Annotated in this window: 19 protein-coding genes and 1 rRNA gene; 10 read left to right on the top strand and 10 right to left on the bottom strand. The window is 73.0% G+C overall.

The genetic code is table 11. From position 1 onward, the window contains the following. The first annotated feature begins 28 nt into the window (after positions 1 to 28). Positions 29 to 2416 carry a histidine kinase gene (locus AB0J55_RS44460; RefSeq protein WP_364263812.1) on the top strand — a complete coding sequence of 796 codons (2388 nt, stop codon included), beginning with the start codon at positions 29 to 31 and terminating at the stop codon, positions 2414 to 2416. Between the two features lie 68 nt (positions 2417 to 2484). Here the strand turns inward: AB0J55_RS44460 and AB0J55_RS44455 are convergent, their stop codons facing one another. Both AB0J55_RS44455 and AB0J55_RS44450 read right to left on the bottom strand, forming a co-directional pair. Further along, a complete protein-coding gene (locus AB0J55_RS44455) occupies positions 2485 to 3090 on the bottom strand; it encodes a response regulator transcription factor (RefSeq protein ID WP_364263809.1) in 606 nt (201 codons plus the stop codon). Between the two features lie 324 nt (positions 3091 to 3414). After that, the gene (locus tag AB0J55_RS44450; protein WP_199199291.1) at positions 3415 to 3591 is read right to left on the bottom strand and encodes a hypothetical protein; all 177 of its coding nucleotides are present in this window, start codon (positions 3589 to 3591) and stop codon (positions 3415 to 3417) included. A 457-nt stretch (positions 3592 to 4048) separates the two neighbouring features. Here AB0J55_RS44450 and AB0J55_RS44445 point away from each other — a divergent pair, with 457 nt between their 5' ends. Next, positions 4049 to 4798: an AraC family transcriptional regulator gene (locus tag AB0J55_RS44445; protein ID WP_364263806.1), complete on the top strand. Its 750-nt coding sequence runs from the start codon at positions 4049 to 4051 to the stop codon at positions 4796 to 4798. A gap of 254 nt (positions 4799 to 5052) precedes the next feature. Then, positions 5053 to 5658: a response regulator transcription factor gene (locus tag AB0J55_RS44440; RefSeq protein ID WP_354827433.1), complete on the top strand. Its 606-nt coding sequence runs from the start codon at positions 5053 to 5055 to the stop codon at positions 5656 to 5658. 72 nt (positions 5659 to 5730) lie between these two features. On the opposite strand, the gene AB0J55_RS44435 is transcribed toward AB0J55_RS44440, so the two are convergent. From AB0J55_RS44435 to AB0J55_RS44425, 3 genes are all read right to left on the bottom strand, one after another. After that, on the bottom strand, positions 5731 to 6843 hold the full coding sequence (locus tag AB0J55_RS44435; protein ID WP_364263803.1) for a histidine kinase: 1113 nt from the start codon (positions 6841 to 6843) through the stop codon (positions 5731 to 5733). A 143-nt stretch (positions 6844 to 6986) separates the two neighbouring features. Further along, positions 6987 to 8435, bottom strand: coding sequence for a SagB/ThcOx family dehydrogenase (locus AB0J55_RS44430; RefSeq protein WP_364263800.1), 1449 nt, complete (start codon positions 8433 to 8435; stop codon positions 6987 to 6989). Between the two features lie 49 nt (positions 8436 to 8484). Continuing rightward, the gene (locus tag AB0J55_RS44425) at positions 8485 to 10803 is read right to left on the bottom strand and encodes a TOMM precursor leader peptide-binding protein (protein ID WP_364263797.1); all 2319 of its coding nucleotides are present in this window, start codon (positions 10801 to 10803) and stop codon (positions 8485 to 8487) included. A 288-nt stretch (positions 10804 to 11091) separates the two neighbouring features. On the opposite strand from AB0J55_RS44425, the gene AB0J55_RS44420 reads away from it, so the two are divergent. The 3 genes from AB0J55_RS44420 (at position 11092) to AB0J55_RS44410 (ending at position 13848) form a co-directional block, all read left to right on the top strand. Continuing rightward, complete coding sequence (locus AB0J55_RS44420) at positions 11092 to 11787, top strand: winged helix-turn-helix transcriptional regulator (protein WP_003082626.1); 696 nt, start codon at positions 11092 to 11094, stop codon at positions 11785 to 11787. Between the two features lie 163 nt (positions 11788 to 11950). Further along, entirely contained in the window at positions 11951 to 12526 is a 576-nt protein-coding gene (locus tag AB0J55_RS44415) for a hypothetical protein (RefSeq protein WP_364263794.1), read from the top strand. Then, positions 12523 to 13848: a copper resistance protein CopC gene (locus AB0J55_RS44410; protein WP_364263791.1), complete on the top strand. Its 1326-nt coding sequence runs from the start codon at positions 12523 to 12525 to the stop codon at positions 13846 to 13848. Before AB0J55_RS44415 ends, AB0J55_RS44410 begins: the two co-directional genes overlap by 4 nt. Before the next feature lie 346 nt (positions 13849 to 14194). Here the strand turns inward: AB0J55_RS44410 and AB0J55_RS44405 are convergent, their stop codons facing one another. Beyond that, the gene (locus AB0J55_RS44405) at positions 14195 to 14872 is read right to left on the bottom strand and encodes a maleylpyruvate isomerase family mycothiol-dependent enzyme (protein WP_364263788.1); all 678 of its coding nucleotides are present in this window, start codon (positions 14870 to 14872) and stop codon (positions 14195 to 14197) included. Positions 14873 to 14979: 107 nt separating this feature from the next. Here AB0J55_RS44405 and AB0J55_RS44400 point away from each other — a divergent pair, with 107 nt between their 5' ends. The 3 genes from AB0J55_RS44400 (at position 14980) to AB0J55_RS44390 (ending at position 17414) form a co-directional block, all read left to right on the top strand. Continuing rightward, on the top strand, positions 14980 to 15699 hold the full coding sequence (locus AB0J55_RS44400; RefSeq protein ID WP_364263785.1) for an MgtC/SapB family protein: 720 nt from the start codon (positions 14980 to 14982) through the stop codon (positions 15697 to 15699). Between the two features lie 120 nt (positions 15700 to 15819). Next, positions 15820 to 16716 carry a M protein gene (locus AB0J55_RS44395; protein ID WP_364263782.1) on the top strand — a complete coding sequence of 299 codons (897 nt, stop codon included), beginning with the start codon at positions 15820 to 15822 and terminating at the stop codon, positions 16714 to 16716. Further along, positions 16713 to 17414, top strand: coding sequence for a CPBP family intramembrane glutamic endopeptidase (locus AB0J55_RS44390; RefSeq protein WP_364263779.1), 702 nt, complete (start codon positions 16713 to 16715; stop codon positions 17412 to 17414). The genes AB0J55_RS44395 and AB0J55_RS44390 overlap by 4 nt, the downstream gene beginning before the upstream one ends. A 101-nt stretch (positions 17415 to 17515) precedes the next feature. Here AB0J55_RS44390 and AB0J55_RS44385 read toward each other — a convergent pair whose 3' ends face one another. From AB0J55_RS44385 to AB0J55_RS44375, 3 genes are read right to left on the bottom strand one after another with little or no spacing between them, the layout of a single operon-like run. Next, positions 17516 to 17797 carry a metal-sensitive transcriptional regulator gene (locus AB0J55_RS44385; RefSeq protein ID WP_003089374.1) on the bottom strand — a complete coding sequence of 94 codons (282 nt, stop codon included), beginning with the start codon at positions 17795 to 17797 and terminating at the stop codon, positions 17516 to 17518. Positions 17798 to 17854: 57 nt separating this feature from the next. Next, positions 17855 to 19921 carry a heavy metal translocating P-type ATPase gene (locus AB0J55_RS44380; RefSeq protein WP_364263776.1) on the bottom strand — a complete coding sequence of 689 codons (2067 nt, stop codon included), beginning with the start codon at positions 19919 to 19921 and terminating at the stop codon, positions 17855 to 17857. Then, a complete protein-coding gene (locus tag AB0J55_RS44375) occupies positions 19918 to 20124 on the bottom strand; it encodes a heavy-metal-associated domain-containing protein (protein ID WP_364263773.1) in 207 nt (68 codons plus the stop codon). Before AB0J55_RS44375 ends, AB0J55_RS44380 begins: the two co-directional genes overlap by 4 nt. A gap of 77 nt (positions 20125 to 20201) precedes the next feature. On the opposite strand from AB0J55_RS44375, the gene cobF reads away from it, so the two are divergent. Beyond that, complete coding sequence (gene cobF, locus AB0J55_RS44370; protein ID WP_364263770.1) at positions 20202 to 20966, top strand: precorrin-6A synthase (deacetylating); 765 nt, start codon at positions 20202 to 20204, stop codon at positions 20964 to 20966. 54 nt (positions 20967 to 21020) lie between these two features. Here cobF and rrf read toward each other — a convergent pair. Continuing rightward, positions 21021 to 21107 (bottom strand): 5S ribosomal RNA (gene rrf / locus AB0J55_RS44365); the annotation flags it as partial.

Below are 21107 nucleotides of genomic sequence, written 5' to 3'. Positions count from 1 at the left end.
CCGCGCAGATCCCGGAGGGTCCGCACTGATGTCTCCGGTCGCCGCACTCGAGCCGCCCTCCGGGCGCTCAGCGACCGCCGAACCCCGCGGCACCACCGCGGCGGACCGGCGCCCCCGGCTGGCCACCTACCTGGCCTCGGCCATCATCGTCGTGGTCATCGCCGGGTTCAGCGTGATCGGCGTCGTGGGCCTCCTGCCGGCTTCGGTCGACGGCCTCCACGCGCTGTACGCCGTCACCGCCGTCGCCGGGCTGCTCGGGATCCAGCTGCTGTGGTTCAGCCGCCCGTCCGCGCGGCTCGATTCGGTCACCAGCCGGGTGCTGCTCGCGGTGGTGGTCGTGCTGGCCTACGTCCCGCTGCCGACCTTCGGCATCCTGTGGGCGGACATGCCGGACTTCGTCGGCGGCGCGGCCCTGCTGGTGCTGCCGCCGCGGTACGCGTGGCCGACGCTGGGCGTGGTGGCGCTGAGCGAGGTGTGGGTCTACCACACGTTCGGCGCGTCGCCGCTGGACACGATCTACATCGCGTTTTCGGCCTGCTTCTACAGCATCCTCTACTACCTGCTGGCCCGGCTGGCCCGGATGGTCCACGAACTGCACCGGGCCCGCACCGAACTCGCCCAGCGCGCGGTCGCCGAGCAGCGGCTCGCCTTCGCCCGCGACCTGCACGACCTGCTCGGCCTGAGCCTGTCCGCGATCGCGCTCAAGGGCGAGCTCGCGCAGCGGCTGATGCGGAAGTCCGTGGAGGCGGCCAAGGCCGAGCTCGGCGAGATCACCGCGACCGCCCAGCGCACCCTGTCCGACGTCCGCGCGGTCTCGCACGGCTACCGCGAGCTGTCGCTGGAGAAGGAGTCACGGACGGCAGAAACGCTGCTGTCGGCGTCCGAGATCGCCGTCCGGGTCCACCTCGACCAGGGCGACCTGCCGGTCCAGGCGCGCACGCTGCTGGCGAAGGTGCTGCGCGAAGGCGTCACCAACGTCCTGCGCTACAGCGACGTCGAGCACTGCGAGATCGACGTCCGGCACCACGACGGCAGGGTCACCCTGGAAATCACCAACGACGGCGTGACGGCCGACGACCCGGCGACCACGCTGGCGACCCTGCCCGGCGAGGTCGCCGCGCTCGGCGGCACGGCGACCGCCAAGACCGGCGCCGACGGCCGGTTCCGGCTGCGGGTCGAACTCCCGGTCCCGGACCGGCCGGCCACCGGGGGCGCGCACGAAGCCGAGCGGCAGGCGGAGACCGAGTCCAAGCGGATCCGGCGGCTGCTGCCGGTCGTCATGTCCCTGATGGCCTGCGGGGCCACGCTGCACGTGCTCGAGCTGACCACCCAGGCGTGGCAGGTGATCCTGGTCGTCGGCTCGATCGTGGCGTTGCTGGCGCTGCAGTTCTCCTACTTCAACCGGCCGGCCACCAACCTGCGCACGGCGCAGAGCTACGGCATGGTGTTCGTGCAGGCGTGCCTCATCTACCTGCCGCTGCTCCCGCTGGGCCCGAACTGGGTCAGCCTGCCCGGGCTGCTGATCGGCAGCTCGCTGCTGGTCCTGCCGCCGGTCGCGGGCTGGGTGTTCTTCGCGCTCAACATCGCCGCCTACGCGGAGATCCAGCGGATCTCGGGCGCGGACATCACCTCGACGGTGTTCTACACCGCCGCGACGGTGATGACCGGGCTGGCCGTGTTCGGGCTGTTGTGGCTGGTCCGGCTGGTCACCGAGCTCGACAACACGCGGCGGCGGCTGGCCGAGATGGCGCTGGCCGAGGAGCGGCTGCGGTTCGCCCGCGACCTGCACGACCTGCTCGGCATGAGCCTGTCGGCGATCGCGCTCAAGAGCGAGCTGACGGCCCGGATCCTGCCGCTGGACCGCTCCCGCGCCGCCGACGAGCTCGCCGAGGTCCTCGGCCTGACGCGGCAGGCCCTCTCCGACGTGCGCTCGGTGGCCAGCGGCTACCGCGAACTGTCGCTGGCCAGCGAGTCACGCACCGCGAAGTCGGTCCTGACGTCCGCCGACGTCCGGGTGCGCATGGAGATGCTGGAGGACGAGCTGCCCACGCCGGTGCGCACGGTGCTGGCCGTGGTGCTGCGCGAAGGCGTCACGAACGTGCTGCGGCACAGCAGGGTCGAGAGCTGCGAGATCGCGATGTACCGCACGGACGGCGGAATCAGCCTCGACATCGTCAACGACGGCGTCGGGGGCGGCCGGGACGGCGGGAACCCCGGCGGCCCCGGGGATCCGGCGGAAGCGGTGGAAGCGGCGGCGGAACCGGTGGTGCCCGCGCCGCGCGTGGCGCCGCGCGATTCCTCGCCGGGCAGCGGGATCGGCAACCTTTCGCACCGGGTCGCCGACCTCGGTGGCGAACTGACCGCCGGGGTCGAGCCGGACGGCCGGTTCCGGCTGCGGGCCGTCGTCCCGGTCTGATTCTCACTGGCACATACCAGTTTGCGAGCCCGGCCCATCGGGCCTTACTGGTCTATACCTGTTTGGACTCAGAGCCAGCCGGACTCTTCGGCGATGCGGATGGCGTCGACCCGGTTGCGGGCGTTGAGCTTCGCGACCACCGTCGTCAGGTAGTTCCGGACCGTGCCGGCGGACAGGTAGAGCCGCGCGGCGACCTCCACCGTCCCGTAGCCCTGCGAGGTCATCCGGAGCACGTCCAGCTCACGGCCGGTGAGCGGGCAGTCGACGGAGTCCCACGCGGCCAGCGCCAGGTCGCCGTCCACCATCCGGCGCCCGGCGAGGACTCCGCGGACGGCGTTGGCCAGCTTGTCGGGCGGGGCGTCCTTCAGCAGGAACCCGCTGACCTTGGCGTCCAGCGCCCGCCGCAGCGTCCCCGGCCGGCCCAGGCTGGTCAGGATGAGGGTCCGGCAGCCGGGCAGCTGTTCGTGCAGCTCACCGGCGGCGGTGAGGCCGTCCTTGCCCGGCAGGTCGATGTCGATGACCGCCACCTGCGCCTGGTTGGCGCGGGCCGCGGGCAGGATCTCCAGGCCGGACGCGACCTCCGCGACCACTTCGATGTCGGGTTCCAGCCGCAGCAGGGCGACCAGCGCGCCCCGCACGATGTGCATGTCCTCGGCAACCAGAACTCTGATCACGGGTGCCTCCGCACTCACGATTCCCCAGAAGTCAAGTCAACCATTCTGCTTGACGAATCGGTTGCACCGTTCGGGCATCTTCCGAGCTCGCTGCCGTGAAATGCACGGGCGTAGGCAAATGCCTGGCAAAAAATACCATGTCGCGATCGCGCGGCTACGACCCGTAACGGGTTCTCGTCATGATCGGCTGGCTGTTGGAAATTTTCCTGTCACGTCGTTTGTGGACATAGCCGTGCTCCACATGCGACGGGCCGGCCACCGCCGGCGCGCGGTGCGCGCCCGGCGTGACCGGCCCGTCAAACACGAGAACAGCGGAAACGACGCTCAGGCTGCTTCGAGGACGTCGAGCCGGCAGATGCTGCCCAGGATCGGCCGGACGTCGGCGGTGCCGTCGCTCCACTGCTCGAACCGGTCGATCGACAGGTCGGTGACGGTCTTCTCGACCTCGATACCCAGATCGGCGAAAAGGGCACGGACGTTGGCGGAAACCTGTGCGGACATTGTGTGCTCCCAGTGGCGAAGATGAATGCTTCACGTGACATAAATCGTCGCCCAGTGATGCGGCCGCAGCCAGTGCCCGCGTCACCGGGCCGCCGTGGCTTACACATGGTCCGTGCGGTTTCGAGAAGGAGGCCGAACGGCCTAATCAGCCATCGAATCGAGGTCGAATCACGCTGGTTTCGTCACCTTGCGCGATCGGACGGGTGCTCGGTGCTGTCGTCCACCGCCCCCATGTGCATCCGTCATAGGCTGGATACCCAGCTTCGGGGGCGCCAAACCGGGCATGTGCAAAACGCATGTCGACCACCGGTGAAATCCATCCGCACCGGTGCACAGAGCACTTAAGAAGTAGACGTCCGCGGTCCTACAGTTTTGGTCGGAATCATTTTTCCCGCACCCGGACGCCTTCGCCGGAAGGCCCGGACGCGGCACCGTCGACCGGAGGGGACGGCCCACCATGGATGAGATCGTCCGGCAAGCCGTGGCACGTGCCATCGTGACCATGCGAGACAACCTGGGCGAGCGGCTCACGATCGACGACCTCGCCCGCGCGGCCATGTTCAGCAAGTTCCACTTCACCCGGGTGTTCCTGCGGGTCACCGGGCTGTCGCCGGGCCGGTTCCTGTCGGCCCTGCGGCTGGCGGAGGCCAAGCGCCTGCTGGCCACGACCGTGATTTCGGTGGCCGACATCAGCCACCAGGTCGGGTACAACAGCGTCGGCACGTTCAGCGCGCGGTTCAGCGGCAGCGTGGGCGTTTCGCCGTCCGGCTACCGCCAGCTGCACGGCATGGCGCCGCGGATCGCCGACCGGCAGGCCCAGCCGGGGTCCGGGGCGACCGTGCGCGGTCAGCTGCGCGTCTCGGCCGCCGCCGAGGTCGGGCCGGTGTTCGTCGGGCTCTTCGCCGCCCGGATCGCCGAAGGCGCGCCGGCGCGGTACGCCATCCTGCCTGGTCCGGGGCCGTACGCGCTGGCCGACGTCCCGCTGGGGTCCTGGTACGTCCTGACGCACGCCTACGGGACCACCCCGCTCGACAACCACGGGCTGCGGCCGTTCACCGGCCTGACCGGGCCGGTGACCATCCACCGCGGCGTGACGGCGAGCCTGGCCGACGTCCGGCTGCGCCCGCGGCACGGCTTCGACCCGCCCGTCCTGCTGGCCCTGCCGGACCTGCGCCACGCCGCGGTCTCCCGCCCGCTGGCGAGCTGAGCGTGCAATTGCGGGGCACCGAATCCGCCGTCCGTTAATCCGCGGGCGGCGGACTCACCTGTTCGGGGTGATGCGCAGCCATTCGGCCCAGCCGCGGGGAGCGGCCACCGGATTGCCGGCCCGGCCCGCGATCGGGCAGGTGGCGGACGAATTCCCCTATTGCGGCGGCCCCGATCGCGAGAAACACCGGCCGGGCCGGGCAATGGCGTACAATTGCGGTTCGGAGTCGCCAAACTGGGGTGCGAGGTACCGACGTGATCAAGGTGTTGCTGGCCGAGGACATGCACATGGTCCGCGGCGCCCTGGTCGCCCTGCTGAACCTGGAATCCGACATCGAAGTGGTGGCCGAGGTGTCCTCGGGCGACCAGATCCTGCCCGCCGCCAAGGCGTCCCACCCGGACGTCGCGGTCATCGACATCGACCTGCCGGGCAAGGACGGGCTGTCGGCGGCGATCGAGATCCACGAGAGCCTGCCCGACTGCCACACGCTCATCCTGACCAGCCTCGGCCGCCCGGGCACGGTGCGCCGCGCGCTGGACGCCAAGGTGAACGGCTTCCTGCTGAAGGACGCGCCGTCGGACAAGCTGGCGAACGCCGTGCGCTCGGTCGCCATCGGCCGCCGCGTCATCGACAGCGAGCTGGCCCTGGCCGCCTGGGAGACCGACGACTGCCCGCTGACTCCGCGCGAGGTCGAAATCCTGGGCCTGGCCGCCAAGGGGCGCACGGTGTCCGACATCGCGTCCGAGCTGTTCCTCTCGGCCGGCACGGTCCGCAACTACCTGGCTTCCGTGGTGACGAAGCTGAACGCCCGCAACCGGGTCCACGCCATCCGGATCGCCACCGAAGCCGAGTGGCTCTGACCCACCGGACCCCGATCCGGCCGCACGACCGGGAAAACCACCCGGGAAAACGCTTACCGAGACCGCTGACGGCTATGACGCGGCACGCTCCAAGGGGATCGCGACCAGCAGCCGGTGGGTGCCGTCCGGCCCCGCTTCGGCCGTCAGCGTGCCGTTCAGGACGTCGATGCGGTCGCGGAGGTTCCGCAGGCCCGCCCCGGCGTCCGGACCGCCGTCGGCCGCGCCGGCCGCGCCGTCGTTGACGATCTCCAGCCACGCCGTCCCGTCCCCGATGCTCACCGAAAGCGCGCACCAGCTGGCCGTGCTGTGGCGCACCACGTTCGTGACACCTTCGCGCAGCACCGTCCCGAGCGCCGTGGCCACCCGCAGCGGCAGGTTCTCGAGGCCGGACCGGGCCACCGTCACCCGGGTCCCGGCCGCGCTCAGCACGTCGGCCGCCGCGCGGCACTCCTCCTCGAGCGACAGTTCGCGGTAGCCCGCGGCGATCGTGCGGACGTCGGCCAGCGCCCGCCGCGACATCACCAGCAGCTCGGCCAGCTCCTCCTTCGCCTGCTCGGGCCGGGTGGGCACCAGGCGGTCGACAAGTTCACCCTTGAGGGTGATCGCCGAGAGGCTCAGCCCGAGCAGGTCGTGGAGGTCCCGGGAGAACCGCTTGCGCTCTTCGGCGATGGCCTGGCGCTTCAGCTCGCGCACCTCGACGTCCCGCTCGGCCACCAGCCCCGCGGACGTGCCGAGCCCGAACAGGGTGAGGGCGGCGACGCCGGCGACCACCGCACCGGCCACGCCCACGTGCACCGAGGGACCGGGCCACGCCGAGCCGAGCCCGGCCACGACGCACGCCAGCAGCGCGCCGGGTACCGCCTTGGCCGGCGGGAACGCCAGCAGCAGCCCGCCGGCGAAGAACCCGCTCGCCGGGCTCCACTGCACGCCGAACTGCAGCAGCGGCACGAAACCCAGCGCGGCCTGCGCGGCCAGCACCACGATCCGGCGGCCGGCCCGGCCGGGCGCGAACCAGATCAGATGGCCGGCCGCGAGGGCGGCGGCGCAGGCCAGCGCGGCCAGCCGGTCCGGCCAGGACGTCCGGCCGGTCAGCACGGGCAGGAACGCGAGCAGCGCGATCGCGGCGACCGCGACCGGCTGCGCGCCGAACACGAGCGCCCGGACCCCGGCCCGCTCCTCCCGCAACGGAGGAGACGACGGCCCGCCGGCCCGTCGCCGGACTCCCGTACCCCGCCTGCGCACCGGCCGAACCACGGCCCCTCCCGCTTACCCCCCGCGCCCCAGTGCTACCAAGGTAACAGGGCAGGACGGTGCGGATCGATCATCGGCTACCGGGCGAACGGGTAGTCCAGGACGCACTCGCCGACGCTCACCTCCGTCGGCCATTCCAGCTTGAGCGAGCGGTCGACGCGCTCGCCGGCGTCGACCGGGACGGCGTGCGCGGTCAGCCCCATCGCCTTCGCCGCGAGGTAGAGGACCTGCTGCAGGGCGCCCACGTGCACCAGCGTCGTCGCGTACGCGGCGCTGCCGAGCACCCAGGCGATCCGTGACATCCGCGCGGTCATCGTCAGCAGCACCGAGGGGCGGCGGTGGCTGCCGGCGCCGATCATCGCCACGTCGAGCATGCCGTCCAGGACCCCCATGTCGTCGTTGATCAGCGTCAGCGTGTGCCACAGCGGGTCGTAGTGGTAGATGCCCCGCGCCAGGCCCGCGCAGCGGTTGATCCCGACGTAGATCTCCAGCTCGTACAGGCAGGCGATGCTGAAGTACGGCCGCTGCGACGCCTCGTGGCCGGGGCCGCCGGGCAGGTGGGCCGGCCCGATCGACCGCACCCGGGCCGCGCGGTAGAGCAGCTCGCCGACCTGCTCGGCCGACAACGCGCGCTCGGTGACCTCGGGGCACGTGTGGTCGTGTTCGAGCAGCGCGGTCAGCGTCGGGTCGCTCGCCTCGATCGCCGCCGGGTCCGGCCGGTGCAGCGGGAAGGTCGGGCCCGCGGTGAGCTGCTTGACCACCGGCGGTTCGGCGCCCGCCCGGTGCGCCTCCGGGTCCGGCGGGCCGCCCTTCTGCCAGGTCCGGCTGCGGGCGTGGAACATCAGGTCGTCGGGCGACCAGAGGGCCAGTTCGGCGTCGGTGTCCTCGGCGAACGCCGCCCAGTCGTCGGCCACCAGCACCACGCCCGCGGCCACCAGGAACGCCGCGACGTCGGCCACCAGCGGCTCGGCCAGCCCGGTGGCCTCGGCGACCTGCGCGACGGTGACCGGGCCGGCCAGCGACGACGCCACGGTCACCGCGAGCGGGCGCAGCAGCGCGACCCGGTACCGGGCGCGGGGCGACTCGAGCAGCAGGCCGCCGTCCTCCGGGCGCATCGCCGAGAACCGCGACAGCTTGATCAGCCGCCCGGGCGGCACCGGATCGGTCGGGAAGACCGGGGACGGGGTCACCGGGATCGCCGAGAGGACCGGCCCGCGGCCGTCGTTGAGCGCCAGCGAGTGCACCACCGAGCCGGACAGCCGGTTGAGGACCTTCCGCAGCGCGCCCGCCCAGGCGTTCGCGCCGCCGCCGGCGGAGGACGTCAGGTTGCCCATCGACACCGGGCCGAGCACCATCCGGCTCAGCGACTCGCGGACCGGCCCGGGTACGCCCGCCAGTTCGTACTCGCCCCACCAGGTGATCGCGACGACCGTGTCGTCGTCGTCCCCCGCCTCCAGCAAGGTGTCTTCGGTGAGGGACCAGAGCCGGACGGTCTCCGGGATCCCTTCCGGGCGGTCAGCAGGCAAGGCCAACTCCTCAAGCGAAACAACGAACACGGGCCCCCGCGGGGCGCCCTCACAGGAACATCGGGAACGGGTTCAACCGCTCGTAGGGGGTCGGCGCGTCGAGCCGGCCCAGCCGGACCGGGACGTCGAAGAGCCGGCCGGGCGCGAACCGGGCCCAGAACGGGCGGAGCCCCGGCACCAGCACCTTGACCACCGGGATCCCGACGTCGGGCCGGGTCTGGTCGAGCACCAGCAGTTCCAGCCCGGCGCGGCCGAACACCCGGCCCAGCGCCTCGACGTCGTCGCGGACGTCGGTCCGGTTGACGAACGGGAAGTCCGCGGCGGTCCGCATCCGCTGCCCCGCCGCGGGCCGCAGGTACGGCTGGTTCGCGACGGTGGCGTGGGCGAGCCAGCGGCGTGCGTCGGGGTCGTCGAGGCCCGCGCCGGCGGCCTGCACGATCGGCAGCATCTGGTTGAGCTCGGTCACCGCGCGGCGCACCGCGATCCGCGGGTCGAGGTGGGCGCCGAAGCCGAGCATGATGTCCTCGTGCGGGCTGTCGGTCCGCCGGGACAGCGCGGCGGTCACCGGGATCCCCAGGTCCGAGGTCACGTCGAGGACCCACAGCTCACGGCCGATCGCCGCGTAGTTCGCCGACATCTCCGCCAGCCACGGGTCGGCGAAGGACGCGAGGTCGACGCCCGGCACCGGCGTGCGGTTGTACCACCACAGCGCGACGGCGTCCCGCTCGACGAGCTCCAGCGCGCCCTGCAGGATCGCGTCCTCCAGGCTGCTGCCCGCCGCGGCGCCGTTCGAGTCGGCGCGCACCCCGCGGGCCGCGCTCTCCCGCGGCGTGCCGTAGTACAGGTACGACGTCGGCAGCAGGCGGCGGCGCCCGGCCGTCGACCACACCGGCGTCCAGTCGATCCGGGCGCCGGTGTCGAACGGCTCGCCGACGTGCTGGAAGTCCGCGTGCTCGGAGTTCCAGGTCACCCGCTCGGCGTACTGCCGGTCGGCGAAGAGCATGCTCTCGTTGGGGTGCATGGCCTGCTCGCCCAGCTCGTCGTAGGAGCCGTGGATCCGCAGCTCGTCGCCCTGGAAGTTGCCGGAGAACCGTTCCGCGGCCTCGCAGAGCGCGCTGACCTCGGCGTCGAGCGGGCTGACGCCCTTGCCGCCGTTCTCGCAGCGCAGCCCGGCGCGCAGGGCCGCCATGCCGGTGACGCCCCGGGCGATGTTGGGCCCCGAGCGGTAGGCGTTGGCGAACCACGGCGCGGCCGGGTCGGGCTGGATCTCCTTGACGATCCCGGTGATCGGGCTGACCAGGTGCCGGTGCCGGTCGAGCATCTGCGCCGGGGTCGCCGTGCGGTGCCCGCCGCCCCCGGTGGTCGCCTTCTTCGCCGGCTGCAGCACGACCGGGCGGGTCGAGCGCCACGCCACCTGCCACGGGTCGCCGCAGCGCGGGCACTGCGGGCGGCGGCGCAGCTCGTGCAGCCGGCCCTGCAGGTCGAGCGTGTCGAGCGTCCACACGCACTGCTGGCCCTGGTACCGGTAGCCGGCCACCCACTTGGCCGCCTCCAGCGCGACGAGGTGCGCGGCGGCCGCGGTCAGCGGCGGCAGGGCGGCCACCGGACGGCGCGCCGGGCCGTCGTGGCCGAGTTCCTCCTGCACGCACGCCTCGGCGTGCCGGTGGCCCCACAGCCGGTGGGTCAGGCAGTGCCAGCACGCGCCGCCCGGCTGCAGCACCGGGCCGATCCACACGTGGGCGCCCCACGGGCGCGCCAGCAGCCACGGCCGCCCGGCCCGCCGGTGCTCGGCGTCGATCCGGGCCAGCCGCGGGTCGAGGTAGTCGGCGCACAGCACGACCGACAGGTCCGCGGGGCCGCCGTCGGTGCGCACGCCGAGCCCGGCGCCGGCCAGCGCCCGCTCGACCACGCCCGGGTCGACGCCGTCGGCGTCGTCGCCCACCGCGGTCAGCCGCACGGTGCCCTGCTGCGCGGCCGCGAGGTCGGCGTCGACGCCACAGGCGTCCCAGTAGGCCAGCACGCCCTCGTCGCCCGGCCGCGGTTGCGCGGCCGGGCTGCGCAACGTCACCAGGCCGGCGTCGACCAGCTGCGTGAGCAGGGCGGCGACCTCCTCCGGCGCCATCCCGCCGGGACGGCCGCGCAGCAGCCGTTCGAGGTCGTGCGTGCCGTCCAGCAGCGCGGCCAGCGACTCGATCTTGGCGCCGCGCATCGCGATGACACCCTGTTCGGAGAACAGGTAGGCCCCCTTGCCGGCCCGCACTTCGGCCCGCAGGTGCCGCCGGAAGGCGGGAGCCGGGGTGGCGGCCGGCGCGGGCGCGGGCTCGCCCTCGCCTGCCGGAACCCGGGCGTCCACCGCTGCGTTGCGCATGCGCTCTCCTGCCGGTCGTCGGGTGAGCGAGACGAGGAATCAGAATCCTGCTCCTCCTGGTGACCGGGGGGCCAGTGCCGCGAGCACGCGGAAAGACATGCGTTTCCCACGTTTGAACATGGAAAACGCATGGCGTGGCAGTGCGCGGCTCACTGGCCGCGCGCGGCAGGCACCCGTCACCGTAGACAGCGACGCCCGTGGCGGCACGGCGCACCGTAACCGAAGTCGCGGCCCTGCGCGAATCGGACCGCTCCCGGGCCGGCCTTCGAGACAAGTGAGGACCCGAGTATGCCTACCTCTGCTCGCACCTACGGACAGTTCTGCGGCCTCGCCCGGGCGCTCGAGATCGTCGGCGAACGGTGGTCGCTGCTCGTCGTGCGTGACCTCATGCTCGGCCCGAAGCGGTTCAACGACCTGCAGCGCACGCTGCCGCGGATCCCGGTGAGCATCCTGACCTCGCGCCTCAACGAGCTCGAGGAGGCGGGCGTCCTCCGCCGCCGCGTCCTGTCGCAGCTGGACGCCGGCGTCGTCTACGAGCTCACCGAGTACGGTGCCGAGCTCGACCAGATCGTGCTCGACCTCGGCCTGTGGGGCGCGCGCTCGCTGAGCTACCCGAAGCCGGACGACGCGTTCACCCTGGACACGGCGATCATCTCGCTGTACGCGACCTTCCAGGAGGAGGCCGCCGCGGGCGTGCGGCTGAACTACGAGCTGCACCACCTGGGCGGCGAGATGATCGTGCACGCGATGGTGGACGACGGCGCGCTCAAGGCGTCCGCCGGCGCGCTGCCCGACGCCGACCTGGTGATCGAGCCCCAGGGCCCGGCCCTGTTCGACCTGCTCACCGGCAGCCTGTCCGCGCAGGACGCCATCGACGGCGGCAAGGTCCGGCTGGAGGGCGACCCCGCCCACCTCGACGTGTTCACCCGGCTGTTCCACATCCCGCCGGCGCCGGAGCGCTCGACCGGCCTCGCGCTGCACTGACCCCGTCCGTTCCGGACCTTCCGGCCCGCGGCCCCGGCGCAATCCGCCGGGTGCCGCAATTCCCGTTCCGGAATCAGCACTCTGGAGTAATCGGCGGCCGCCTCCGGGCCGATATCGTCGATGCACCACCGAAATGCCGGATTCGCGAGACACTGGGGTGTACATGTCGACGTCCGAAGTCGCCCGGCCGGGCGGGTTCCTCGGCGAGCTCAACCGCCGCCACCACCACCGCGCGCTGGCCGTGTTCATGGTGATCGTGGTCGCGCACTGGGCCGAGCACATCGTCCAGGCCGTCCAGATCTACGGCCTCGGCTGGCCCACCTCGAAGGCGCGCGGCGTGCTCGGCATGCCGTTCCCGTGGCTGATCTCGCAGGAGTGGCTGCACTACGGGTACGCCCTGGTGATGCTGGTCTTCCTGTGGGTGCTGCGGCACGGCTTCGCGGGCCGGTCGCGGCAGTGGTGGAACCTCGCGCTGGGCATCCAGTTCTGGCACCACATCGAGCACCTGCTGCTGTTCATCCAGGCGCAGTCGGGCTGGCGGCTGGCCGGGCAGAAGGTGCCGACGAGCATCATCCAGCTGCTGGTGCCCCGCGTGGAGCTGCACCTGTTCTACAACACGATCGTCACCATCCCGATGATCGTCGCGGTCGTCCTGCACCGGCGGGCCTCGGCCGCCGAGCGCAAGCTGACCGGCTGCTCCTGCGGCGTACCCAGGCAGCCTGTGCTCGCCGCGTCGTGAAGCGGGCGCTGGCGCTGCTGGCGCTCCTCGCCGGCTGGCTGCTGTTCAGCGCCACGCCGGCGTCGGCCCACGTCGAGATCGTGTCGTCGGCCCCCGGGGACGGTGCCCGCCTGAGTGCGGCGCCGTCCCTCGTGTCGGTCACCCTGTCGGAGAACGTCGGGATCCAGCCCGGGTCGATCAAGGTCGTCGACCTCGAAGGCCGGCAGGTGGACACCGGGCCGGTGTTCCAGCCGGGCGAGGCCGCCGAGCAGGTCGCGGTGCGGCTGAAGCCCGGCCTGCCGGACGGCAGCTACCTGGTCGAGTACGCGTTCGTCTCGGCCGACTCCCACCCGGTGCGCGGCACCTTCGCGTTCGTGGTCGGCACCGGGCCGCTGGTGACGTCGGCGGGCGCGGTGTCGGCGGCCACCGGCACGGACGCGGCGGTCAGCACGCTGTCGACGGCGGTGCGCTGGCTCGCCTACCTGGGGGTGGTGCTGCTCGGCGGCCTGGCGTTCGTGGTGCTGTGCCGCCCGTCGGCCCGCACCGACCCCCGCGCCCGGCGGCTCCTGAACTGGGGTGCGGGGCTGGTCGCGGTGACCACGGTGGCCACTTTCGTGCTGCAGGGCCCGTACGCGGCCGGCCGGGACCTGGAAGCGGTGTTCGACACGGGGCTGCTGGCGGACACCTGGCGCGTCGCCTACGGGAAGCTGCTGCTCCTGAGGTTGGCGGGGGTGGGCGCGCTGACGGTGCTGCTGCCGGGTCTGCTGCGGCCGCGCCTTCCGGACCGGCTGCGGTCCCGCTACGAGAACCTGGCCATCGTGAGCGGCTTCGTCGTGCTGCTGACGTTCTCGGCCACGGGCCACCCGGTCACGGACCCGATCATGTTCGTGTCGGTGACGGCGGACCTCGTCCACTTCGGCGCGATCGCGATCTGGGCGGGCGGCTTGACCCAGCTGTCCCTGGCCCTGTTCCGCCCGGCGGCCGGCGAGGACCTGCCCCCGGTGGCGGCGCGCTTCTCGCGCCTCGCGGCGGGCTCGGTGGGGGCGATCGCGCTCAGCGGGGCGGTGCTGGCCCTGCGCATCATGCCGTCGTTGCCGACGCTGTGGACCACCGGGTTCGGGCTGCTGGTGCTGCTGAAGATCGCGGGCTTCGCGGCGCTGCTGGCGGTGGCGAGCCGGTCGCGCCGGGCGGTGCACGAGGGGTTGACGGGGACAGCGGGCGAAGGAGCGACGAAGACGGCAAGCCTGCAGCGCCTGAGGGGGGCGGTGGCGGTGGAGGTGGTGCTCAGCGTGGTGGTGCTGGCACTGGCGGCCGTGCTGACGGTGACCCCACCGGGCGGCTGAGCCTGATTCGAAGGCAGCCGGCGCGGCGCTCATCCACCCGGCCCGCACCGCGGCGCTACTCAGCATCCCGCGCAACGGCCAAGGCCGCCAAAGTCACCCGCAGCGCTCACTCACCCAGCCCGCCTCGGCGGGTTACTCAGCGGCTCGCGCAGCGACCGAGCCTGGCCAAGGCCACCACGGCGCTCACTCACCCGGCCCGCCCGGCGGCGCTACTCAGCGACCCGCGCAGCGGCCAAGGCCCACCAAGGCCACCGCCGCGCTCATCCACCCAGCCCGCCCCGGCGGCGCTACTCAGCAACCCCACCCAGCAGCCAAAACCGGCCCCGCCGAGCCCTCGGACAGGCGCTCACCCGCCCGGCCGCACCGGCGGCGCGAACGGCCCCCACGTGAACGCCGGCAACCACGGCCCCGGCGCCTCGCTCCACGCCATCCCGGCCAGCTGCCCGACCGAACGCCGGCCGGCCAGCGCGCGATACAGGTCATAGGCCGAAGCCGTCACCGATGCCGTGGGCCGTCCCGTGCCCGCCGTCCACGTCGAGCCGCCCGTCGTGCGCAGGAGCAGCGGCCGCAAGCCGTGGCCGGCGAGGGAGCCGGAAAAGCCGCGGACCAGCAGCGCGAAGCTCGGCGCCCAGGCCGCGTGCTCCGCCGGCGGCGGCACCCCGAGGGCCGCGCGCAGGTCCAGCTCGTGGGTGTAGGCGTCCATGACCATGATCTCACCGCTGGCCCCGCCCGCGGCCGCGAGCCGCCGGTCGACCTCCGCGCCGACGTCGTCCCAGCGGTCGAGCAGGGCGGGGACGCCGAGCGGCTCGTCGGGCGCTGGTGGCGGGGTGCCGCCGTGGCGGGCCAGCACCCGCTCGGCGATGCCGGTGAGGTGTTCGAGCAGGTCGGTGACCGTCCACTCAGGACACGCCGGCACCGGGCGGTGGCCGCTGCCGGGCCGCGCCTCGAGCAGCGCGCGGATGCCGCGCCGGACCTCCGGGTAGCCCACGAAGTCCGGTGCCGGGACCGGCCGGGTCGCTGTCACAGCTCCACCTCACCCTGGCACGATCACCGCCAGGGGCTCAGTATGCCCTGGTGACGGCGTCGCCGGTTCTCCTCGCGTGCCACCACCCGAAGCCAGTCGGAGGTTCCTTGCCCACCCTGTGGTCCACGTCGGCGCAGTGGGAACTGCTGCCGCCGGTCCTGCTGGCGCTCGTGCTGAGCGTCGCCATCGGCCTCGAACGCGAGGCCGGCATGAAGGCCGCCGGGCTGCGCACGCACGCCCTGGTCGGCGTCGGCTCGGCCGTGTTCATGCTCGTGTCGAAGTACGGTTTCGCCGACCTGCTCGGCCTCGACCACGTTTCGCTCGACCCGTCGCGGATCGCCGCGCAGATCGTGTCCGGGATCGGCTTCGTCGGCGGCGGCCTGATCTTCGTCCGCCGCGACGCGGTGCGCGGCCTGACCACGGCGGCGACCATCTGGCTCACCGCCGCCGTCGGCACGGCGTGCGGGGCCGGGCTGCCGGTGCTGGCCGCCGGCACGACCGTCGGGCACTTCGTGGTGACCCGCGGGCTCCCACCGCTGCAGCGGTTCGTCGCGCGCCACCGCCGTGAGCCGCCGGTGGTCCGGCTGAGCTACCTCGACGGCCACGGCGTCCTGCGCGCCGCCCTCGCCGTCTGCACCGGGCGCGGCTGGTCGGTGCACCACGTCGACGTCGACCACGAGCCGCTTTCCGAAGAGGGACAACGGATCGCGATCGTGACGCTGCGCCTCGACGGGCGCGGTGATCTTTACGACCTGGCCGGGGAACTGGCCGAACTGCCCGGCGTGCGGAGCACGTCCACCGGCCGCGGGGAACCGTTCGACGAATGATCGCCCGCCCGGGGGGCGCGCGGCGGCGGGTTTGCGGCACACTGGGGTACACGTGAAATTCCCCGGTACCGCAACGGAATCACGCGGCCGGGGAGAAACCATCCAATTCGGAGGTGAGGCATGGCCCCCGGCGGTGGCGAGGACGTGGCGCGCACGCAGCCCGGATTCGACCTGGCGTGGCGCGGTTTCCAGCGCGCACAGGTCACCGAATACGTCGAGTGGGCCGAGGCCGAGATCCGCCGGCTCACCGCCGAACGCGACGCGGCGAGCCGGCGCGGGCAGGCCCTCGCCGAGGAGAACCGTGAGCTCCGCGTGAAGATCGACCGGATCAGCATGACGCCGATCCCGGCCGACGCGCTGCAGGAGCGGTCCCGCCGGATGATCGAGCTGACCCGCGAGGAAGCGGCGGAAATCACCGCGCAGGCAACGGAAACGGCGGAGCGGATCCGCCGCGAGGCCGAGGCGGAGGCCGTCCGGCTCACCGAGAAGGAGCGCCGGCTGGTCGCGGAAGCCGAGGCCGAGCAGGCGCGGCAGCGCGCCGAGCACGAGGAGTTCATGCGTGCGGCCGAGCAGCGACGCCGTGAGCTGGACGAAGCCGCGGCGCACCGCCGGGCCGAGCTGGAAGAGGACCACACGCGCGCGATGACGGTCCGGCGCGCCGACGCGATGCGTGAGCTCGCCGAGCAGGAAGCGGCCGCCCGGGCGAAGGCGGATCAGCTGGTCGCGACGGCCGAAGGCGAGCTGGCCGCGGCGCGGGAGAAGGCGGCGCAGCTGGTCACCGACGCGACCCGCCACGGCGAATCGCTGATCGAGGCGGCCGAGCGCGAGGTCACGGCGTTGTCCGAGGTCCGCGACAGGCTCCAGGCGAGCCTGACGGGCTGCCGAGCCCTGCTGGCGGACGCGGCGATCGCGCTCGACGACCGCCCGGTCCCGTTCGACCCGGAGGCGACGCTGCCGATGTCGAAGAGAGTGCCGGTCCAGCGCCGCTCGCCGGCGGACGACCTGGCGGTCGGTTGACCCAGGCCGCTGCGGTCCGGCGCGGGCCGGCCGTGGCCGCGGCGGTGGTGACGCTGGCGGCGTCGACGACGTTGGCGAACCGGGTGCTGCCGGGCTGGGCGTACCCGCTGTGCGGCCTGGTGGCGGCGGTGGTGCTGGTGGCGCTGGCCCGTGCGGCCGGATGTTCGTGGCGCGACCTGGGCTTGCGCACGGTCCGCCGCCCGGCGCTGGTGGGCCTGGCCGGAGCGGGGCTGGTGGCGGTGGTGTTCGGCGTCGCGCTGGCGGTCCCGGCCCTGCGCACGGTGTACCAGGACGGCCGGGTGGGCGACCCCGACTTCGGCCAGCTGCTGTGGCTGACGTGCGGCCGCATCCTGTTCGGCACGGTCCTGATCGAAGAGGTGGCGTTCCGCGGCGTCCTCCCGGCCCTCCTCGGGGCGGCGGACGAGAGGTGGCACTGGCGCCCGATTCTGGCCGCGGCGGCGTTGTTCGGGTTGTGGCACGCGCTCCCGGCACTGGCGATCGGCCGCAACGCGGCGGTGCACGAGGTGTTCGGTTCGACGCCGACGGCGGTGCTGCAGATCCTGGCCATGACCGCGGCGGCCGCGGCCGGGGTTTTCCTGCACTGGTGGCGGCACGTGGGCCGGGGCGTGCTGGCGTCGGTGATCGTGCACTTCACGACCAACGCGGGCGGCCTGACGCTGGCGGTCCTGGTGCGCTGACCAGGCCGCGAACCCCTGATGCCCCGCCAATCACGCATGCTGCCCGCCGGATCACCGGTGATGCCCCGCCCAGCACGCGAGATGCCCCGTCCGGCCCCGAGCTACGAGCGCACCAGCCGCGCAATCGCGTCCGAGGCTTCCCGCACCTTCAGATCCGCCTCCTCGCCCCCCGCGGCCGCCGCCTGGACCACGCACGTCGCCAGGTGCTCGTCCAGCAGCTCCAGGGAGAACGACTGCAATGCCTTCGTCGCCGCCGAGACCTGGGTCAGGATGTCGATGCAGTACTTGTCCTGCTCGACCATGCGCTGCAGCCCGCGGATCTGCCCCTCGATCCGGCGCAGCCGCTTGAGATAGGCGTCCCGCTCGTTGCCGTAACCCGTCATCGCCCACCTGTCCCCGTCGTCGGCACTCCCTGCCCGCGACTATACCCTCCCGGGGTGTCAGCGGAAGCGGCGCAGCCGGAGGCTGTTGCTGACCACGAACGCCGACGAACAGGCCATCGCCGCGCCCGCGATCATCGGGTCGAGCAGGCCCAGCGCGGCGAGCGGCAGCGCCGCCACGTTGTAGGCGAACGCCCAGAACAGGTTGCCCTTGATCGTCGACAGGGTCCGCCGGGCGAGCCGGATCGCGTCGGCCGCCACCCGCAGGTCGCCGCGGACCAGGGTCAGGTCGCTCGCCTCGATCGCCGCGTCGGTGCCGGTGCCCATCGCCAGGCCCAGGTCGGCCTGGGCGAGCGCGGCGGCGTCGTTGACGCCGTCGCCCACCATCGCCACCACGCGGCCCTCGGCCTGCAGCCGCTTGACGACGGCGACCTTCTCCTCCGGCAGCACCTCGGCGACGACCTCGCCGATCCCCGCCTCGGCCGCGACGGCCCGCGCCGCGCCGGCGTTGTCGCCGGTCAGCAGCACCGGCGTCAGGCCGAGCGCGCGCAGCTCCGCAACGGCCTGCGCGGACGTCGGCTTGATCGTGTCGGCGACGACCAGCCGCCCGCGGAGCTCGCCGTCCCAGGTCACCCCGACCGTCGTCCCGGCGCTGCCCTCGGCGCGCCCGACACTGACGGCGCGCCCGCCGACCACGCCGGTCACGCCGACGCCCGGCGTGCTGCGGAACTCCGTGACCGCGGGCAGCGGGCCGAACCGCTGCTTCGCCGCCTCCGCGATGGCGCGGCCGATGGGGTGTTCGGAGGCGGCCTCGACGGCGCCGGCCAGCCGCAGCGCCTCGCCATCACCCTCGACCAGGGTCATCCGGCCGGTGGTGACGGTGCCGGTCTTGTCCAGGACGACGGTGTCGACGCGGCGGGTGGACTCGAGCACCTCGGGACCCTTGATGAGGATGCCGAGCTGGGCGCCGCGGCCGGTGCCGACGAGCAGCGCCGTCGGGGTCGCGAGGCCGAGCGCGCAGGGGCAGGCGATGATCAGCACCGCGACCGCGGCGGCGAACGCCTGGTCCGGGCGGCCACCCGTCGCGAGCCAGCCGATCAGCGTGGCCAGCGCCGCGAGGACGACCAGCGGGACGAACACCGCCGAGACGCGGTCGGCGAGCCGCTGGACCTCGGCCTTGCCGTTCTGCGCGGCCTCGACGAGCCGCGCCATCTGCGCGAGCCGGGTGTCGTCGCCGACGCGGGTGGCGCGGACGAGCAGCCGGCCGCCGACGTTGACGGTGGCGCCGGTGACCGCGTCCCCCGGCCCGGCCTCGACCGGCACCGGCTCACCGGTGAGCATGCTCGTGTCGACCGCGGAGCCCCCTTCGGTGATCACGCCGTCCGTGGCGATCTTCTCGCCGGGCCGGACGAGGAAGAGGTCTCCTTCGTGGAGGTCTGCGACCGGGACCAGGTGCTCTTCGCCGCCGCGGAGCACGGTGACGTCCTTCGCGCCGAGGTCCATGAGGGCGCGCAGGGCGGCGCCGGCGCGGCGCTTCGCGCGCGTCTCGAAGTACCGGCCGGCCAGGATGAACGTGGTGACGGCGGCGGCGACCTCGAAGTACAGGTCGTGGTGGCCCCCGCCGAAGACGAGGGCGTACAGCGACCAGGCCACGGAAGCGACGACGCCGAGTGAGATCAGCGTGTCCATCGTGGCGGTCGCGTGCCGCAGGTTGACCGCGGCGGCGCGGTGGAAGGGCCAGGCTCCCCAGGTCACGACCGGGGCGGCGAGGGCGAGCGCGACCCACGCCCAGCCCGGGAACTGCCAGGCGGGGACCATCGCCAGCGCGATCAGCGGAACGGTGAGCGCGGCGGAGACCAGCAAACGATTGCGGGGCGTCTCCTCCCGCACTTCCGGCTCGGGGAGCCGCGCGGTGTAGCCCGCGGCCTCGACGACGGCCTTGAGGTCGTCGACCGACAGCCGGTCCGGGTAGCTGACCTGCGCCTTCTCCGTGGCGTAGTTGACCGTCGCGGTGACGCCGTCGACCTTGTTGAGCTTCCGCTCGACGCGGGCGGCGCAGGACGCGCAGGTCATCCCGCCGATGGCGAGCTCGACGCGGGCCGCGGTGGTCACGTCGGCCGGGCTCACGCGACCAGGCGGTAGCCGGCCTCGGTCACGGCGGCGGCGACCGCGTCGGTGGTGAGCGGGGTGTCGCTGGTCACGGTCACGCGTCCGCTCTGGACGTCGACGTCCACGCTCCGGACGCCGTCGAGCTCGGAGACCTCCTCGCGGACCGACGTGGCGCAGTGCCCGCAGGTCATGCCCTCGACGGTGTAGGTCGTTTCGGCCATTTCCCGCTCCTTTCGTCTCCATCCTTTATACCCATCGGGGGTAGGGGTTCTCCATCGGGGCCCGCCAGACTCGCGGGATGCGGAAGATCTACGCGATCGGCATCGGCGCCGGCGACCCCGAGCACCTGACGGTCCAGGCCATCGACCGCCTCAACCGCGCCGACGTGTTCTTCGTCCTCGACAAGGGGTCGGAGAAGGCCGACCTGGTGCGGCTGCGCCAGGAGATCCTGGACCGGTTCGTGACGCGGGAGTACCGCGTGGTGGTGGCCTCGGATCCCCCACGTGACCGCACGCCGGCGGACTACCGCGCGGCGGTGGCGGACTGGCACGCCGCGCGGGCCTCGGTGTACGAGTCGCTGATCGTCTCGTCGCTGGGCCCGGACGAGGCGGGGGCGTTCCTGGTGTGGGGCGACCCGGCGCTGTACGACAGCACGATCGCGTTGATCGAGGCGGTGCTGGCGCGGGGGAACGTCTCGTTCGAGTACGAGGTGGTGCCGGGGATCAGCAGCATCTCGGCCCTGGTGGCCCGCCACCGGACGACGATGAACCAGATCGGCCGGGCGGTCCAGCTGACGACGGGCCGCCGTCTCGCTTCGGGCTGGCCGGACGGGGCCGACGACGTGTTCGTGTTGCTGGACGCCCACACGACGTTCGACCGCTACGTCGACGAGGGGCTGCAGATCTTCTGGGGCGCCTACATCGGCACGCCGCACGAAATCCTGCGTTCGGGCCCGCTGACGTCTTCGCTGGCCGAGGAGATCCGGCGCGTCCGGGCGGAGGCGCGGGAACGGCACGGCTGGATCATGGACACGTGCCTGCTGCGCCGGCCGGCCGGGGAATAGGGAAAGGCCCCGGGAGAACCGTGGGGTTCTCGACCGGGGCCTTTCTCAACGTAAGTTCGGCGGTGTCCTACTCTCCCACAACCCTTCGGTTGCAGTACCATCGGCGCTGTCAGGCTTAGCTTCCGGGTTCGGAATGGGACC

Origin of the sequence: Amycolatopsis sp. NPDC049688 (assembly GCF_040674975.1) — a bacterium.
Lineage (GTDB): Bacteria > Actinomycetota > Actinomycetes > Mycobacteriales > Pseudonocardiaceae > Amycolatopsis.
The sequence above is the reverse complement of the archived record's forward strand: the minus strand, read 5'-3'. Positions and strand labels throughout refer to the sequence as shown.

What these genes read in the sequence shown, in the direction of transcription:
- AB0J55_RS44460 (WP_364263812.1), top strand. Translation starts at nt 29, where the DNA reads ATGTCTCCGGTCGCCGCACTCGAGCCGCCCTCCGGGCGCTCAGCGACC.
- AB0J55_RS44450 (WP_199199291.1), bottom strand. Translation starts at nt 3,591, where the DNA reads ATGTCCGCACAGGTTTCCGCCAACGTCCGTGCCCTTTTCGCCGATCTG.
- AB0J55_RS44445 (WP_364263806.1), top strand. Translation starts at nt 4,049, where the DNA reads ATGGATGAGATCGTCCGGCAAGCCGTGGCACGTGCCATCGTGACCATG.
- AB0J55_RS44425 (WP_364263797.1), bottom strand. Translation starts at nt 10,803, where the DNA reads ATGCGCAACGCAGCGGTGGACGCCCGGGTTCCGGCAGGCGAGGGCGAG.
- AB0J55_RS44420 (WP_003082626.1), top strand. Translation starts at nt 11,092, where the DNA reads ATGCCTACCTCTGCTCGCACCTACGGACAGTTCTGCGGCCTCGCCCGG.
- AB0J55_RS44415 (WP_364263794.1), top strand. Translation starts at nt 11,951, where the DNA reads ATGTCGACGTCCGAAGTCGCCCGGCCGGGCGGGTTCCTCGGCGAGCTC.
- AB0J55_RS44395 (WP_364263782.1), top strand. Translation starts at nt 15,820, where the DNA reads ATGGCCCCCGGCGGTGGCGAGGACGTGGCGCGCACGCAGCCCGGATTC.
- AB0J55_RS44385 (WP_003089374.1), bottom strand. Translation starts at nt 17,797, where the DNA reads ATGACGGGTTACGGCAACGAGCGGGACGCCTATCTCAAGCGGCTGCGC.
- AB0J55_RS44375 (WP_364263773.1), bottom strand. Translation starts at nt 20,124, where the DNA reads ATGGCCGAAACGACCTACACCGTCGAGGGCATGACCTGCGGGCACTGC.
- cobF (WP_364263770.1), top strand. Translation starts at nt 20,202, where the DNA reads ATGCGGAAGATCTACGCGATCGGCATCGGCGCCGGCGACCCCGAGCAC.